The organism is Actinomadura sp. CNU-125 (assembly GCF_001942465.1).
GTDB lineage: Bacteria > Actinomycetota > Actinomycetes > Streptosporangiales > Streptosporangiaceae > Spirillospora.
The window spans coordinates 14,888-30,417 of record NZ_MKJY01000599.1 but is presented as its reverse complement, the minus strand read 5'-3'; the positions used below and the strand labels follow the sequence as shown (position 1 = coordinate 30,417).

At 71.7% G+C, this 15,530-nt stretch carries 17 protein-coding genes and 2 pseudogenes; 13 read left to right on the top strand and 6 right to left on the bottom strand.

Annotated features, from left to right (window positions below):
• Positions 1-132 precede the first annotated feature (132 nt).
• Positions 133-1,479: a family 43 glycosylhydrolase gene (locus BJF79_RS49410; RefSeq protein WP_075907475.1), complete on the bottom strand. Its 1,347-nt coding sequence runs from the start codon at positions 1,477-1,479 to the stop codon at positions 133-135.
• 298 nt (positions 1,480-1,777) lie between these two features.
• On the opposite strand from BJF79_RS49410, the gene BJF79_RS49405 reads away from it, so the two are divergent.
• The 9 genes and pseudogenes from BJF79_RS49405 to galK all read left to right on the top strand — a co-directional run bounded on the left by BJF79_RS49405 (position 1,778) and on the right by galK (position 10,396).
• Complete coding sequence (locus BJF79_RS49405; RefSeq protein ID WP_075907474.1) at positions 1,778-2,731, top strand: ROK family transcriptional regulator; 954 nt, start codon at positions 1,778-1,780, stop codon at positions 2,729-2,731.
• Positions 2,635-3,885, top strand: coding sequence for an ROK family protein (locus BJF79_RS49395; RefSeq protein WP_262403713.1), 1,251 nt, complete (start codon positions 2,635-2,637; stop codon positions 3,883-3,885). The genes BJF79_RS49405 and BJF79_RS49395 overlap by 97 nt, the downstream gene beginning before the upstream one ends.
• Complete coding sequence (locus BJF79_RS49390) at positions 3,882-4,700, top strand: ABC transporter ATP-binding protein (protein ID WP_075907473.1); 819 nt, start codon at positions 3,882-3,884, stop codon at positions 4,698-4,700. Before BJF79_RS49395 ends, BJF79_RS49390 begins: the two co-directional genes overlap by 4 nt.
• A gap of 70 nt (positions 4,701-4,770) precedes the next feature.
• Positions 4,771-5,706: an aliphatic sulfonate ABC transporter substrate-binding protein gene (locus BJF79_RS49385; protein WP_083734854.1), complete on the top strand. Its 936-nt coding sequence runs from the start codon at positions 4,771-4,773 to the stop codon at positions 5,704-5,706.
• Between the two features lie 35 nt (positions 5,707-5,741).
• Positions 5,742-6,026, top strand: coding sequence for a sulfatase-like hydrolase/transferase (locus BJF79_RS68205; protein WP_410050242.1), 285 nt, complete (start codon positions 5,742-5,744; stop codon positions 6,024-6,026).
• Positions 5,921-7,216, top strand: coding sequence for a sulfatase-like hydrolase/transferase (locus BJF79_RS49380; protein WP_410050241.1), 1,296 nt, complete (start codon positions 5,921-5,923; stop codon positions 7,214-7,216). The genes BJF79_RS68205 and BJF79_RS49380 overlap by 106 nt, the downstream gene beginning before the upstream one ends.
• Positions 7,213-8,220, top strand: coding sequence for a formylglycine-generating enzyme family protein (locus BJF79_RS49375; protein WP_083734852.1), 1,008 nt, complete (start codon positions 7,213-7,215; stop codon positions 8,218-8,220). The genes BJF79_RS49380 and BJF79_RS49375 overlap by 4 nt, the downstream gene beginning before the upstream one ends.
• Positions 8,217-9,298: pseudogene (galT, locus tag BJF79_RS49370) on the top strand (galactose-1-phosphate uridylyltransferase). The gene BJF79_RS49375 and the pseudogene galT overlap by 4 nt, the downstream one beginning before the upstream one ends.
• A 3-nt stretch (positions 9,299-9,301) precedes the next feature.
• Positions 9,302-10,396 carry a galactokinase gene (gene galK, locus BJF79_RS49365; RefSeq protein ID WP_075907471.1) on the top strand — a complete coding sequence of 365 codons (1,095 nt, stop codon included), beginning with the start codon at positions 9,302-9,304 and terminating at the stop codon, positions 10,394-10,396.
• Here the strand turns inward: galK and BJF79_RS49360 are convergent.
• The gene (locus BJF79_RS49360; protein ID WP_075907470.1) at positions 10,377-10,862 is read right to left on the bottom strand and encodes a carboxymuconolactone decarboxylase family protein; all 486 of its coding nucleotides are present in this window, start codon (positions 10,860-10,862) and stop codon (positions 10,377-10,379) included. The two genes, galK and BJF79_RS49360, sit on opposite strands and share 20 nt — an antisense overlap.
• A 175-nt stretch (positions 10,863-11,037) precedes the next feature.
• Between BJF79_RS49360 and BJF79_RS49355 the strand changes: the two genes are divergently transcribed.
• Positions 11,038-11,922, top strand: a complete 885-nt coding sequence (locus BJF79_RS49355) for a sigma-70 family RNA polymerase sigma factor (RefSeq protein WP_316043595.1) — start codon at positions 11,038-11,040, stop codon at positions 11,920-11,922.
• A 50-nt stretch (positions 11,923-11,972) separates the two neighbouring features.
• Here the strand turns inward: BJF79_RS49355 and BJF79_RS49350 are convergent, their stop codons facing one another.
• From BJF79_RS49350 to BJF79_RS56890, 3 genes are read right to left on the bottom strand one after another with little or no spacing between them, the layout of a single operon-like run.
• Positions 11,973-12,425 (bottom strand): ATP-binding protein, encoded by a 453-nt coding sequence (locus tag BJF79_RS49350; RefSeq protein WP_075907469.1) that lies wholly within the window; start codon positions 12,423-12,425, stop codon positions 11,973-11,975.
• Positions 12,391-12,576 (bottom strand): hypothetical protein, encoded by a 186-nt coding sequence (locus tag BJF79_RS56895; protein ID WP_075907468.1) that lies wholly within the window; start codon positions 12,574-12,576, stop codon positions 12,391-12,393. Before BJF79_RS56895 ends, BJF79_RS49350 begins: the two co-directional genes overlap by 35 nt.
• Positions 12,576-12,713, bottom strand: a complete 138-nt coding sequence (locus tag BJF79_RS56890) for a hypothetical protein (protein ID WP_158079540.1) — start codon at positions 12,711-12,713, stop codon at positions 12,576-12,578. The genes BJF79_RS56895 and BJF79_RS56890 overlap by 1 nt, the downstream gene beginning before the upstream one ends.
• Before the next feature lie 222 nt (positions 12,714-12,935).
• On the opposite strand from BJF79_RS56890, the gene BJF79_RS65100 reads away from it, so the two are divergent.
• Genes BJF79_RS65100 through BJF79_RS49335 form a run of 3 tightly spaced genes read left to right on the top strand, consistent with a single transcriptional unit; the run spans position 12,936 to position 14,007 of the window.
• Positions 12,936-13,265 carry a helix-turn-helix domain-containing protein gene (locus BJF79_RS65100; RefSeq protein WP_262403710.1) on the top strand — a complete coding sequence of 110 codons (330 nt, stop codon included), beginning with the start codon at positions 12,936-12,938 and terminating at the stop codon, positions 13,263-13,265.
• Positions 13,259-13,801 carry a DUF5753 domain-containing protein gene (locus BJF79_RS65095; protein WP_262403709.1) on the top strand — a complete coding sequence of 181 codons (543 nt, stop codon included), beginning with the start codon at positions 13,259-13,261 and terminating at the stop codon, positions 13,799-13,801. Before BJF79_RS65100 ends, BJF79_RS65095 begins: the two co-directional genes overlap by 7 nt.
• A complete protein-coding gene (locus BJF79_RS49335) occupies positions 13,798-14,007 on the top strand; it encodes a DUF397 domain-containing protein (RefSeq protein WP_075907467.1) in 210 nt (69 codons plus the stop codon). The genes BJF79_RS65095 and BJF79_RS49335 overlap by 4 nt, the downstream gene beginning before the upstream one ends.
• A gap of 250 nt (positions 14,008-14,257) precedes the next feature.
• Here BJF79_RS49335 and BJF79_RS49330 read toward each other — a convergent pair.
• A pseudogene (locus BJF79_RS49330) lies at positions 14,258-15,467 on the bottom strand (Cmx/CmrA family chloramphenicol efflux MFS transporter).
• Positions 15,468-15,530: the final 63 nt, after the last annotated feature.

Below are 15,530 nucleotides of genomic sequence, written 5' to 3'. Positions count from 1 at the left end.
CCCGCGGCGGCGTCGCCGGGCACGCGGCGAGGGCGGGGACGGCGACGAGGGCGGCGGCGACGGCGGCCGGTGCGGAGGCGGCGACGACGTGGCGTGCGCCGCGTGCGCCGCGTGCGCGTCCGTGAACGGTCGTCAGCCATGGGACCGGTGCCCCCGGCCGCGGCGCTGCACGTACAGGCGGCCGCCCTCGGGTCCCGTCCATTCCAGCCGGACGACTCCGGGCACGGCGGCGTCGTCGATGCGCGACGGATCGGACCAGTACCCGGCGTTCGGGTTGCGGAAGAACGTCGCCCACGGACGCCCGGTGCGGTCGGTGAACAGGTTGTTGTGGCCGATGCCGACGCCGAGCGTCCAGCGCTCGGAGTACGGCCCCTCGAAGCGGTCCGAGACGGCGATGACCGTGTCGTACTGGTACTGCGTGCGGCCCGCGCCGCCCGGGTCGTAGGCGTAGCGCGTGCCGCCGTCCGGGTCGGTCGACGTCCGGTCCCATACGGCGTGCGAGAGGTAGTACTTGCCCTGGAACTTCATGACGTAGGCGCCTTCGAGGTACGGCTCCGGCGAGTAGGGCGTCTGCCGGAACGTCGGTAGATCGGTCGTCGGGACGATGTCTTCCATGTCGTCGCGGAACTTCGCGTACAGGTCGTTGTGCAGGACGAGCCACGCTTCGCCGTCCTCGGTGTACATGCCGCCGTCGATGTGGTGGTACGCGCCGGGCTCGATGAACTTCGGCCCGCCGATGAACGACTCGCCGAACGGCTTGTCGAGGTTGCCCTCGACGAGCCGGTACGGGCCCTCGATCCCGCCCTCGCTCACCAGCATGAACGAGCCGACCTTGCGGGAGTGGTCGCCCATGCAGGCGACGATGTACCAGGTGCCGCGGAAGTAGTGCACCTCCGGCGCCCACACCTCGCCGCGCTTGCCGAACTCGTCGTCGTGCCAGTACTCCTGCCACGGCGCGACGACCGTCCGTCCGGGCCGGTTCTCGGCGACGAACTCGGGCGACCACACCTTGCCCTTCTCGGCGCCGGGCCGGACCCGGGTCGTGTCGACCAGCCGCCACGGCCCCCGCAGCGACCGGGCCACCCACACGAACACGCCGTCGTTCCACGGGGCGGCGCGGTCGAGTCCGGGCACGCGGCTGGTGCCGGTGGCGACGTAGAGCGACCGGCCGCCGACGACGAAGCGGTTGACGTAGGTGTCGCGCATCCAGACCACGCCGCGTTCCCGGTCGCGGGGGCGCAGTTCGAGCGGGAGGACGAACGAGTTGTCGCGCCGCGGCCACAGGTCCGGCCGGGTGTCGGCGAGGCCGTATGGGGCGGGGTCGGGCCAGTTCGACGGGTACCGCCGCCGCGCCGCGGCGTCCGCCGGGATCGCCTGCGCGGCGGCGGTCGCGGGCAGCGCCGCAGCCGCCAGGGAACCGGCGGCACCGATCAGCAGGGATCGCCGGCCGAGGCGCGGGCCGTTTTCGGAGCCGATCATCGCTCACTCCACCTTCGTCGTGCAGGACGCCGCTGCCCTGCCTGGGACGTGACGGTATAGAGACTCTTTCCGTCGGTGAACAAGCGGCAGAAAGGTCGTTGGACGCGCGGTGCGGCCGGGTCCGGCACCGGTTCGGCACCGGCTCGCCGGGAGCTACGGTGGCGATCCGGAGACGATCCGGAGGCGCACAGGATCTTTCTGTCGGAGTGTTGACGGAAAAATTGCCCGCTGTCAGCGTTGCGCCATGACGACGTCGGCTGGAGTTCATGCGCTGGTACGGCGCACTCACGAGGAGCGCGTGCTGCGCGTCCTGCGTGAGCACGGCGCCATGAGCCGCCGGCAGATCGCCCTCGCCGTCGGGCTGTCCCGCACCACCCTTTCCGAGATCACCGGCAGCCTGCTGCAGCGCGGCGCCATCGTGGTCGTCGACACCGACGCGGCCAAGCGGGAGGGCAGCGGCCGCCCGGCCGAGCGGCTCGCCCTGGATCCGGCCTCCGGGCAGTTCATGGGCGTCGATTTCGGTCATCGCCGGGTGCGGCTGGCGGTCGCGGACGCGTCGCACGAGATCGTCCTGTCCGGGTCGGAGCGGTACTACGACGCTCCCTGGCCGCTCCGGCTCGAACTGGCGTTCCGGCTCATCGACCGGCTCAGCGCCGAATCCGGTGTGCACTTCGGCGCGCTGCAGGGCATCGGCATCGGGGTCCCCGGGCCGTACCGCGCGACGCCGGGCGTCCTCGTGATGGCGCCGCACGAAACGCCGCACGAAACGCCGCACGACGCGGCGGAGGACGCGGCGGAGGACGGCACCCCCGAGGCGTCGGTGCAGGCCGCGTTCGCGAAGCGGTTCGGGGCGCCCGTCATCGTGGACAACAACACAAGGCTGGCGGCGCTCGCGGAGGCCGTCTTCGGCCGCAGCTCCGTCGAGAACCTGCTCTACCTGCGGATCTCCGACGGCGTCGGCGGCGGGCTGGTCGTCGGCGGACGGCTGGTCACCGGATCGTCCGGGCTGGCCGGGGAGCTCGGGCACGTCACCGTGGCCCCGGACGGCCTGGAGTGCCGCTGCGGGAAGCGCGGCTGCGTCGAGACCCTCGCGTCCGTCCCCGCCATCCTGCGGACCTGCCGGGACCGCGGTCTCGCGTCGCCGACCTCGACGGCCTGGCCGCCGCGGTCCGGCGCGGCGACCCGGTCGCGGACCGGACGCTGCGGGCGGCGGGGGCGGCCGTCGGACGGGTGCTGGGCACCGCGTCGCTGATCCTCGACCCGGCGGACATCGTCATCGGCGGCGAGATCACCAGGGTGGCGCCCGCCGTCTTGGAGGAGGCCGCCGCGGCCATCGCGGCGGAGCACTTCCCCGGCGGTTCCCGGCCGGTCGTCCGCCGGGCCGAGCTGTCCGACGACGACGGCGCGCTCGGCGCGCTCGCCGCGCTCTTCCACAGTTCGCCGCTGCTGGCGGCCTATCCGGAGCGCCCGAGGCGCCCCCCGCCGCCACCGCGCCGATCGAGCGCGCACGGAAGACAACGAACAGAGGAGTGGCTTATGGCCGTGCTCAGTGATCAGAGCGGCCAGGGGAGCCGCGCCGGGCGGGACGGCTCGGGCGCACCGACCGGCAAGGGGCGCTCGGGCACGACGGCGGGCTCGGCGGGCGGAGCGGCGGGCGCGCGCCGCAGGGGGATCTCCCTGCTGCTGAACGCCGTGTCCGTCGGGTTCGGCATCGCCCTGTGGTGGGCGCTGGCCGCGGCGGGCCTCACGCTCCCGACACCGGGCGAGGTGGTGTCGAAGGCGGGGACGCTCCTGTCGGACGGAACGCTCCAAGAGGACATCCTCGCCAGCATGGGCCGGGTCCTCGCCGGGTTCGCCCTCGGCACCGGCCTCGCGATCCCGGTCGGGTTCCTCATGGGCTGGTACGGGTTCGTCCGCGGGCTCGTCGAGCCGTGGGTGCAGTTCTTCCGCACCATCCCGCCGCTGGCGATCATCCCGCTGGCCATCGTGCTGATGGGCATCGGCGAGACACCGAAGATCTTCGTCATCTTCCTCGCCGCGTTCCTCGTCTGCGTCATCTCGACGTTCCAGGGCGTGGTCGACATCGACCGCACGCTGATCAACGCGGCGCGCGTCCTCGGCGCCAAGGACCTCGGCATCTTCCTGCGCGTGGTCGTGCCGGCGTCGACCCCGTTCATCCTCGTCGGGATGCGGGTCGGGCTCGGGTCGGCGTGGGCGACGCTGGTCGCCGCCGAGCTGATCGCCGCCCAGGAGGGACTCGGCTACCGGATGCAGAACGCGCAGCTGTACTACGACCTGCCCACGATCTTCGTGGGACTCATCACCATCGGGATCCTCGGCCTGCTCATGGACCGGGTGCTCCTGCTGGCCGAACGCAAGCTCACCGGATGGCAGGAGCGCCGATGACCAGCCCACCGAAGATCTCGGTCAAGGACGTCAGCAAGGTCTTCGCCCTCGGCAAGGAGTCCTTCACCGCGCTCGACCGCGTCTCGCTCGACATCGCCGACAACGAGTTCGTCACGGTCGTCGGCCCGTCCGGCTGCGGCAAGAGCACGCTGCTGAACATCCTGGCGGGCCTGGAGCGGCCGACGGACGGGCAGGCGCTCGTGGACGGCGCCGCCGTGTCGGGCCCCGGTCCCGAGCGGGGCGTCATCTTCCAGCAGTACGCGCTGTTCCCCTGGCTGACGGTCCGCAAGAACGTCGAGTTCGGGCTGAAGACGGCGCGGGTGCCGAAGGCGGAGCGCCGCGACCGGGCGCAGCACTTCATCGACCTGGTCGGCCTGGCGCAGTTCGCCGACGCGCTGCCCAAGATGCTGTCCGGCGGGATGCGGCAGCGGTGCGCGATCGCCCGCGCGTACGCCGGGAACCCCTCGATCCTCCTGATGGACGAGCCGTTCGGCGCGCTCGACGCGCTCACCCGGGTGAAGCTCCAGGAGCAGCTGCTCGACACCTGGAGCGAGGAGAAGCGCACCGTCCTGTTCATCACCCACGACGTGGACGAGGCGGTGTTCCTCGCCAACCGCGTCATCGTGATGGCCGCGGGCCCCGGCCGGATCTACGACGTCGTCGACGTCGACCTTCCCTACCCCCGATCGGAGGAGTTCCGGCTCAGCATGGAGTTCGCCGCGCTGCGCAACCGCGTCTGGCACTCCGTGTACCACCAGGACGGCCGCACGGCCGCCGATTCGAAGCACCCCATGCCGTCATCGTCCACGGCCTGATCCGAGGAACGGACATGTCTCTTTCCCGTAGATTCTCCGCCGTCACGCCTTCGGTGCGGCCGCCGTGCTGATGCTCTCCGCCTGCGGCGACTCCGGTGCCGGAGGCGACGCGATCGAGGTCGACTTCGGCTACATCAACGACTACAACGGCACGAGCCTGCTCGCCATCGCCGAGGACCAGAAGATCTGGGAGAAGCACGGCCTCGACGTGAACGCCAAGGTGTTCACCAACGGCCCGCTGCAGATCCAGGCGCTCGGCACCGGCGACCTCGACGTCGGATACATCGGTCCCGGCGCGTTCTGGCTGCCCGCCTCCGGCCAGGCGAAGATCATCGCGCTGAACACCCTCGGCAACGCCGACCGGGTCATCGCGCAGGGCGGCATCACCTCGCTCGCGCAGCTCAAGGGCAAGAGCGTCGGGGTGCCCGAGGGGACCTCGGGCGACATGATCCTCACCCTCGCCCTCAAGAAGGCGGGCCTCACGAAGAAGGACGTCAAGGTCGTCAACATGGACGCCTCGACGATCGTGTCGGCGTTCTCCTCCAAGCAGATCGACGCCGCGGGCTTCTGGTACCCGGCCATCGCGACGATCAAGAAGCAGGTCCCCGACCTGACCGAGCTGGCCAAGAACTCCGACTTCGAGGCGGAGATGGCGTTCCCGACCGCGTTCGTCGCGGGCAACGAGGTCGTCTCCGGCGAGAAGGACAAGACCGCGAAGCTGCTCGCGGCGCTGCGCGAGGCGATGCAGTACCGGACGGCCAACATGGACGAGTCGATCAAGCTCACCGCCGAGATGCTGGACATGCCGGTCGACCAGGTCAAGGCCGACGCCGCCAACGTCAAGGTGCTGTCGGTCGAGGAACTCGACACGATGACCAAGGACGGCACCGTCGGGAAGTGGCTGACGACGATGACCGACTACTTCGTCGACGCGGGCAAGCTCGACGCGTCGGTCGACCCGAAGACCTTCTACACGGGCGACCTGTTCACGGCGGCCGCCAAGTGACGAAGCCCGGACAGCCCCGCAACATCCTCTTCCTCATGACCGACCAGCACCGGGCGGACACGCTCGGCGCGTACGGCAACGAGCGGGCGGCCACGCCCGTCCTGGACGAACTGGCGAGCAGCGGCACCCGCTTCGACCGGTGGTACACCCCGACCGCGATCTGCACCCCGGCGCGCGCGAGCCTGCTGACCGGGCAGGCGCGTTCCGGCACAAGCTGCTCGCCAACCACGAACGCAACGTCGGCTACATCGAGGACCTCGCCGACGGGCAGTTCACGTTCTCGCGTGCCCTGCGGGAGCAGGGCTACAACTGCGGCCTGATCGGCAAGTGGCACGTCGGCACCGAGAAGACCGCCGCCGACTTCGGCTTCGACGGGCCGGACCTGCCCGGCTGGCACAACCCCGTCGACAACCCCGACTACCTCGCCTACCTCGCCGAACACGACCTGCCGCCGTACGAGATCTCCGACCGGATCCGCGGGACGCTGCCCAACGGCGGCCCCGGGAACCTGCTCGCCGCGCGGCTGCACCAGCCCGTGGAGGCGACGTTCGAGCACTACCTCGCCACCCGGGCGATCGAGATGCTCGAACGGTACGCCGAAGACGTCCGGAACCGGGAGAAGCCGTTCTTCCTGGCCCTGCACTTCTTCGGCCCGCACCTGCCGTACATCCTGCCGGACGAGTACTTCGACCTCTTCGACCCGTCCGGCGTCGAACTGCCGCGCTCGATCGCGGAGACGTTCCGCGGCAAGCCCCCGGTGCAGAAGAACTACAGCGCCCACTGGACGTTCGACACGATGCCGATCGAGACGACGCGCAAGCTGATCGCCGTCTACTGGGGATACGTGGCGCTCATCGACCGGCAGATCGGCCGGGTCATGGACGCGATGCGGCGGCTCGGGCTCGCCGACGACACCTCGGTCTTCTTCACCTGCGACCACGGCGAGTTCACGGGCGCGCACCGGCTGCACGACAAGGGCCCGGCGATGTACGAGGACATCTACCGCACGCCGGGGCTGCTGCGCGTGCCGGGACGCCCCGGCGGGGTGGTCCGCGACGAGTTCGTGAGCCTGCTCGACTGCACCGCGACGATCCTCGAACTCGCCGGGCTGGACCCGAAGGCGGCCGTCGACTCGCGCAGCCTGCTGCCCCTGCTCGACGGCGATGCGGCCGAATGGGACGACGACATCGTCTGCGAGTTCCACGGTCACCACTTCCCGTATCCCCAGCGGATGCTCCGCACGGACCGGTACAAGCTCGTCGTGAACCCCGACTCGGTCAACGAGCTCTACGACCTGGAGTCGGACCCGGACGAGCTGCTGAACCGCTACGAACTGCCCGAGATGCGGGACGTCCGCGCGCGCATGATGCGCCGCCTCTACACCCTGCTCCGTGACCGCGGCGACAACTTCTACCACTGGATGACGTCCATGTACGACGTCGGCGAGGTGGCGTACGACCCGACCCTGAGCGGTCTGGACGAGGCCACCTACCAAAGGACCGTTCCATGACCGACCGGCCCCCGGAACCGGCGGCGTGCTGCGCGCCGGCCCTCCGGCACGACGGTCCCGCCGGTTCCACTGGTCCCGCCGGTTCCGCCGGGCCCCGGACGATCGTTCCGGGGCCCGCCCCCGGCCCGGCGGGCCCGCCCGCCGAACAGTGCACCGTCCCCGGCGGACGGTTCCGCATGGGCGACCACTCCGGCGACGGCGACCCGTCCGACGGCGAGACCCCGGTGCACGAGGTGCGCGTCGACCCGTTCACGATCGACGCGACCACCGTCACGAACACCGCCTTCGCGGCGTTCGTCGACGCCACCGGCTACGTCACCGACGCGGAGACCTACGGTTTCTCCGCCGTGTTCCACCTGGCGCTCGCCGCCGCCCCCGCGGACGTGATCGGCTCGTTCGACGGCGCGCCCTGGTGGCTCGGCGTGCGCGGCGCGTCCTGGCGGAACCCGGGCGGCCCCCGCAGCGGCCTCGACGGGCTCGACGACCACCCTGTGGTGCACGTGAGCTGGGACGACGCCGTCGCGTACTGCGCGTGGAGCGGACGGCGGCTGCCCACCGAGGCCGAATGGGAGTTCGCCTCCCGGGGCGGCCTCACCGGCGCCCGCTTCCCCTGGGGCGACGACCTGATGCCGGACGGGACGTGGCGCACCAACATCTGGCAGGGCGACTTCCCGACGCGCAACACCGCCGAGGACGGCTGGGCGACGACCGCGCCCGTGCGGTCCTTCGAGCCCAACCGCTACGGGCTCTGGCAGACCGTCGGGAACGTCTGGGAGTGGTGCGCCGACTGGTTCGACCCGGCCTACTACCGGACGTCGCCGAGCGAGAACCCGACCGGCCCCGGCGACGGCGCGTCCAGGGTCCTGCGCGGCGGCTCCTACCTCTGCCACGACTCCTACTGCAACCGGTACCGCAACGCCGCCCGCTCCTCGAACACACCTGACTCGTCCATGGGGAACGCCGGATTCCGCACGGTCGCCACTACGCCCCACAAGGAACCATGACCCCGCACAAGACCGCCACCACGCTCGCCGACGGACGGGAGCTGATCTACTTCGACCTCGGCGCCGACGCGCGGCGGACCGGCACCGACCCGCGGACGCTGCCGCCGGTGAGCACGACCGCGCAACTGCGCCGGGACCCGCTGCTCGAAGAGTGGGTCATGATCGCGTCGCACCGGCAGGGCCGCACGTTCCTCCCCCCGGCGGACGAGTGCCCGCTGTGCCCGTCGGCGGACGGGCGCCGCACGGAGATCCCCGCGGACGACTACGACGTCGTCGTCTTCGAGAACCGCTTCCCCAGCCTCTCGACCGGCGCGGCCCCGGACGGCGGGCCCGGCGACCACCCGCTGGTCGAGGTCCGGCCGGGCGTGGGGCGCTGCGAGGTCGTCTGCTTCTCCAGCGACCACTCCAAGAGGTTCGCCGACCTGTCCCCCGGCCACGCGCGGCTGGTCGTCGACGCGTGGGCGGACCGCACGGCCGCGCTGTCGCGCGTCCGGGGCGTCGAGCAGGTGTTCTGCTTCGAGAGCCGCGGCGAGGAGATCGGCGTGACCCTCTCGCACCCGCACGGCCAGATCTACGCCTACCCGTTCACGACGCCGCGCACGTCCCGCATGTTCCGGGCGGCGCTGCGGCATCGCCGCCGCACCGGCGGCGATCTGCACACCGACGTGCTCGACGCCGAACGCCGCGCGGCGTCCGGGTCGTCGCCGAGAACCCGCACTGGGTCGCGTTCGTCCCGGCCGCCGCGCGCTGGCCGGTGGAGGTGCACCTCTACCCGCGCCGGAGGGCGAAGACGATCCCCGACCTCGACGACGCCGAACGCGACGCGCTCGTCTCGGTCTACCTCGATCTCCTCGCCCGCCTCGACCGGCTGTACGACGCGCCGCTGCCCTACATCGCCGCGTGGCACCAGGGGCCGGTCGACGACCCCGACGACCTCGGCTACCTGCACCTCCAGCTCTTCTCGATCCGGCGTTCGGCGGACAAGCTGAAGTACCTCGCCGGTTCCGAGTCGGGCATGGGCGCCTTCGTCACCGACACCGTCCCCGAACAGGTGGCCCGCCGCCTGCGCGAGGTCTGAGCCGTGCGCACCGGAACGTGGTCCGCGCCCGGACGAGTGAACATCATCGGCGAGCACACCGACTACAGCGGCGGCTTCGCCCTGCCTTTCGCCATCGCCCAGCGCACCGTCGTGCGCGCCCGGCTCCGCGACGACGGCCGCATCACCGCGACGTCCGCCGGATACGGCACCGTGGAATTCCCGGTCGCGACCGCCCCCGGCGACGTCACCGGCTGGGGCGCCCACGTCGCCGGGGTGGCGTGGGCGCTGGCCCGTGCGGGGACGGCCCTGACGGGAGCCGACCTGCGCATCGACGGCACCGTCCCGGACGGCGCGGGGCTGTCCTCCTCGCACTCCCTCGAATGCGCCGTCGCCCTCGCGCTGACGGGCCTGCACGGCCTCGACCCGGACCGTGCGGCGCTCGTCCGGATCGTCCAGCGCGCGGAGAACGAGTACGTCGGCGCGCCCACGGGCGTCATGGACCAGATGGCCTCCCTGTACGGCGAAGCGGACCGCGCGATCCTCGTCGACGCGCGGCACCTGACCGCCGAACCCGTCCCGTGCGAGTTCGCGGCCGGCGGGCTCGACCTCCTCGTCGTCGACACCCGGTCGCCGCACCGGCACGCGGACGGCGAGTACGGCGCCCGCCGCCGGACGTGCCGCGAGGCGGCGGAGGCCCTCGGGGTCGAGGACCTCCGCGACGTCACCGACTTCGCCCGCCTCACCGACCCGGTGGCCGTACGGCGCGTCCGGCACGTCGTCCGGGAGAACGCCCGCGTCTTGGACGCCGTCGAACTGCTCCGCGCGGGACGGGTGCGGGAGATCGGCCCGCTGCTCACCGCGTCGCACGCCTCGCTCCGCGACGACTACGCGGTGAGCGCCCCCGAGCTCGACACCGCCGTCGAGGCCGCGCTCGCCGCGGGCGCGCTGGGTGCCCGGATGATCGGCGGCGGCTTCGGCGGATCGGCGATCGCCCTGGTGGACCAGGGCGACCGGCCCGCCGTCGAAGCCGCCGTACGAGCCGCGTTCCGCGAGCACGGCTTCGCCGGACCGGAGTTCCACATCGCCCGTCCGTCCCGCGGGGCGGGACGGGACGGGGTCAGTCGAGCGCCGTCTTGATCATGCCCGCCTCGTAGGAGCCGCCGGGCGTACGGACGATGACGTTCATCCGGTTGGCCGCGTTGATCATCGCGATCACCGCGACCAGCGCGCCCGTCCGGTCGTCGTCGTAGTGCTCGCGCACCCGCGCCCAGGTCTCGTCGGACACCCCCTCGTGGGCGTCCGCGAGCCGGGTGCCCTCCTCGGCGAGCGCCAGCGCGGCCCGCTCGGCCTCGGTGAACACGGTCGACTCGCGCCAGACGGCGACCTGGTGCAGCCGGACGGCGTCCTCCCCGGCCGCCGTGGCCTCCTTCGTGTGGATGTCGACGCACATCGAGCAGCCGTTGATCTGGCTGACCCGCAGCATCACCAGTTCCTGCGTCGACTTCGGCAGCGACGACTGCTCCAATACCGGGGCGACGCCGTGGAACCGCTTCGCGAACTTCGCGGCGGTCTCGCTGTCGAACAGGTTGAACCTGGCCTCCATGGATTCCTCCTCGCTCGTGGGCGCCGCGCGGCGCCCTGACGAACACGAGATGCCGCCGTCCCGGCCCCGGTGACGCCCCCACGAAGTGACGTACGCCACCGGCCGGGGATGTCACGAACGGACGGCGGCCGGCGTCTTGTGGGCACAGGCGACGAGACGGGCGGGAGCCGAGAGCATGCGCGAGCCAACGACGGACGCGGCCACCGAGGCGTTCATCGCCCATCGCAACCTGCTGTTCACCGTCGCCTACGAGATGCTCGGCTCGGCCGCCGACGCCGAGGACGTCCTGCAGGAAACGTGGCTGCGCTGGGCGGGCGTCGACCTCGCCACCGTCCGGGAGCCGCGCGCGTACCTGGTGCGGACCACCACCCGGCAGGCGCTCATGCGGTTGCGCACGCTCCGCCGCCGCCGCGAGTCCTACGTCGGCCCCTGGCTGCCCGAACCCCTGCTGACCTCGCCGGACGTCGCCGAGGACGTCGAACTCGCCGACAGCGTCTCGATGGCGATGCTCCTCGTGCTGGAGACGCTCGCCCCGACCGAACGCGCCGTGTTCGTCCTGCGCGAGGTGTTCGACCTCCCCCACGACGAGATCGCCGAGGCGGTCGGCAAGAGCCCGGCGGCCGTCCGGCAGATCGCCCACCGGGCCCGCACCCACGTCGCCGCCCGCCGGCCGCGCGGCGACGTCTCCGCCGCCGAGTCGCGGGCGGCGGTCGAGGCGTTCCGGCGGGCCCTCGAAACGGGCGACCTGCAGAGCCTCGTCGACGTGCTCGCACCGGACGTCGTGTTCCTCGGCGACGGCGGCGGCGTCCGGCAGACCGTGGTGCGGCCGATCATGGGCGCGACAGGGTCGGCCGCCTGCTGGCCATCGGCCTTCCCCGGCTCGACGGCGCCCTGGCGGTCGAGCCGGTGCAGATCAACGGCTGCCCGGCGCTGCTCGTCCGGATCGACGGGGAGATCGACTCCGTCATCGCGATGCGCATCGACGACGACCGGATCACCGGCCTCTACGTCGTGCGCAACCCGGAGAAACTCTCCCGCGTGGAACAAGAAACCCCCGTAAGCCGCTGATCCCGGGCGGGACGGCCGCAGCAGCGGCCGTCCCGCCGCCGGTCATGGCCGCCCGACCTCGAACCACACGGTCACCGGACGTCCGGGCCCGCCGCCCTCGAAGCCCCAACGCTCCGCGAGCACAGCGACCATCGCCAGTCCCCGGCCGCCCTCGGCCCAGGCGTCCGTCATCGTGCACACCACGGGCAGCGACACCGCCCCGCCGTCGTCGCTGATCTCGACCCGCACGACATCGGCGAACGCCCGCACGGACGCCCCGACGCCGCCGCCCGAGCGCCCGCTCGCCGTGTGGCGGAGCGCGTTCGCCGCGATCTCGTCCACCATCAGGTCAACCTCGCCGAGGTCCACCCGCCCCGCACCGAGCCGCTCGATCTCCCGCCGCACCCAGCGCCGCACCGCCCGGACGTCCACGCCCGCGGCACCCGCGAACCCGTGCGTCGCCGCGTCCGTCCGGGACCGTTCACCGGACGATCCGCGCGAGCGCCGCCGCCGCACGCCGAGCCGCCGCCGCGCCCGCACCCGCCGGACACCCGCGCGACGCGCCCCAGACATACGCCCAGCCGCCCCGCCCGTCCTGCACCACGGCCACCGAGGCGAACCCGCGCTCGTCCGGCACCGACAGCACGACCTGGCCGTTGCCCTCCATCAGCAGCCGCGACGGCGCCCCAGCTCAACGAGCCCGAGCCCGAGGTCGGCCAGCAGCCCCACCCGCCGGACGGTCATGTCCCAGCCGACCCGCCAGCGATCGCCGTCCGGCCATGGGGGATTCGATACGTTGTTCACAGGTTCTGACTCCTTGCCAGTCGAGCCGAGGCCCTGGGACCCGGTGATGCACCACCGGCCCGGGGCCGCCTTGATTCGGCGTCTTCCTGCATGTGAGCTTCGCTCCATGCCACTCTGTGCACAGCATGCATTGCTCCACGTGACAACGCAAGGTATGCATAAGCATTACTTGCAAGTAGCTCGATGCCCGAACTCGTAGGTCACAACCGGGAAGGAATCACCGTGCCGACACCGACGGTGCGTCTTCGACGCCTCGCATCCGAGCTTCGCCGACTCCGGAGCGCCGCCGACCTCACACGCGAGGCGGTCTCCGAACAAACGGGTATCAACCAGGCCACGCTCTACCGGATCGAGACCGCCCGCACTCGCCCCCAAGCGCGAACCCTCACCGCTCTACTGGACGCTTACAAGGTGGTCGAGCCGAAACGCTCAGAAATGATCACCTTGCTCAGGGAGTCGGCGCATCGCGGTTGGCTGCCCACCTTTTCCTCCGACCTTCCGGAGCGTTATGCCTCGTTCATCGAGTTCGAGACCGAGCGCGCGAGGTGTTGAACTACGAGTGTCTGTTCATCCCCGGCCTGCTCCAGACCGAGCGGTACGCGCGAGCCGCGATCAGCGGCGTGCTTCCAGAGTGCGGCCGAGACGAAATCGAGCATCGTGTTGACGCGAGGATGCAGAGGCAGGCCGCCCTCACGAAGGATCAGCCGCTCAAGCTCTGGGCGATCGTGGACGAAGCCGCCCTCCGTCGAGCCGTCGGCGGGCGCGAGGTGCTGCGAGAGCAGTTGGAACACCTCCTAGAAGTGACCGAACTCCCGACCGTCCATCTCCAAGTGCTCCCATTCGAGGCCGGAGCCCATCCAGGCATGCATGGTTCCTTCGTCATCATGAACTTTCCCGAAGCAATCGGGCCCGACCTCGTGTACACCGAAACCCAGGCAGGCAACCTCTTTCTAGAGGAGGAAGCGGATATCGCCCGGTATAGCCTGGTGTTCACGCATCTTCGCGCCGGAGCGCTCAGCCCGAGCGCGTCCGCTTCGTTGATCAAGACGATGGCCGAAGACCAGCATGAGGGCAGAGGAGCACGATGAGCACCCCGTACGACCTGTCGCATGCCCAGTGGCGCAAGAGCAACCGGAGCGGCGGCAACGGCAATTGCGTTGAGGTCGCCGACCTTGCGGTGAACATCGGTGTCCGCGACAGCAAGGCGCCGGACGCCGGACACCTCGCGTTCCGTCCGGACGCCTGGGCCGCGTTCCTGCTCGCGGCGCGGGACGGCCGGTTCGACCTTCCTTGAGCGAGCACCAGGATCGGCTGCGGGCCCGGTTTCGGACGGCGCCGCCGCAGGAGCCCCCCGGCACCGTGGCGTCCGCTGGTGGAGGTCCCGGTCGGTGGATTGTCCGGTGTCGGGTTTCGCGGCGACACCGGTGAGCACCTCGTCCGGGATCCGGATCCCGGACCGGCCTGGCCGGACGAACGTGCCTTGACGTGCGAAGGCATCGGGCCCTTGCGGGGCGTCGCCGTCGCGATCGCCTCCAGTTGCACGCTCATCCTTTTCGCTCGGGCCTGACGGCTTCCAGGGGCCGATCCGGCTGTTGCCGGTCCCACGCGCGCCCCGAAGCGCGGAGCACGGGCGCGATCAGGAGCGCGGTGGCGACGAGGAGCGCGCTCGTCCACAGGGGGCCGAGGTTTCCGGCGGTGGTGCCCAGGGTGGACGCGGCGATGAGCGGTCCGGCGGCGGCGCCGACGTGAAGGCCGCCGTCGCGTACGAGCCGGCCATGGTGGGCGCCGCCGCGGCCTCGTAGAGGATCCGCGTGATCAGCGTGCTGCCCAGCGCGAACGACAGCGCACCCTGCACGAAGGCCAGGACGAGCAGGGCGGCCGGGCGGTCGGCCAGCAGGGCCATGGCGGGCCAGCCGAGGAGCAGGAACGGGCCGCCCGCGGTGACGACCAGGCCGGGGCGCTTGTCGGACAGCCGTCCGGCGACGGTGACGCCCGCGAACGAACCGGCACCGAAGAGCACCAGGACGACGGAGATCCACAGGTCGCCCAGCCCGGCGGTGCCGGTCACGATCGGGGCGAGGAACGTGAAGCTCGCGAAGGTCGCCGCGTTGACCAGGGCGCCCAGCAGCATGACCAGCAGCAGCCGCGGACGCCGAAGCAGTGCGAGCTCCGCGCCCAGCCCCGGCCCGCCGGGGCCGTCCTCCGCCACGGGACGGCCGGGGACGCCCTTGAGGATGCCGATGGCCGCGGGCAGGCAGAGGGCGGCGACGGCCCAGAAGGTGGCCCGCCACCCGAGCAGCGTCCCGAGGACCGCTCCGCCGGGGACCCCGGCGACCGTGGCCACCGTCGTGCCCGACAGCAGCACGGCCAGCGCACGTCCCTTCTTGTCGGACGAGACGAGCGTGGCGGCCGTCGTCAGCGCGACGGCCAGGAACCCCGCGTTCGCGAGCGCCGCGACCACCCGTGTCGCGAACAGGATCGGGAAGCTCGTGGTGGCGCGCCCACGATGTGCGCCGCCAGGAACACGAGGACGAACCCGAGAAGGCTGGACTTTCCGGGCCGGTTGCGGGCGAGCGCCGCCAGCAGCGGGGCGCCGACGACCATTCCGATCGCGAAGGCCGAGGTCAGCGAACCGGCCGTGCCGACCGTGACATCGAGGTCGGCGGCGATGTCCGGCAGCAGGCCGGCGAGCATGAATTCCGACGTGCCCATGGCGAAGACCGCCAAGGCGAGCAGATACAGCGGGAGAGGCATCGAGTGGCTCCGAGGTGATGCGAAACGAGATGGGACGTTTCGTCACCGCGGTCAGCGCCCGCG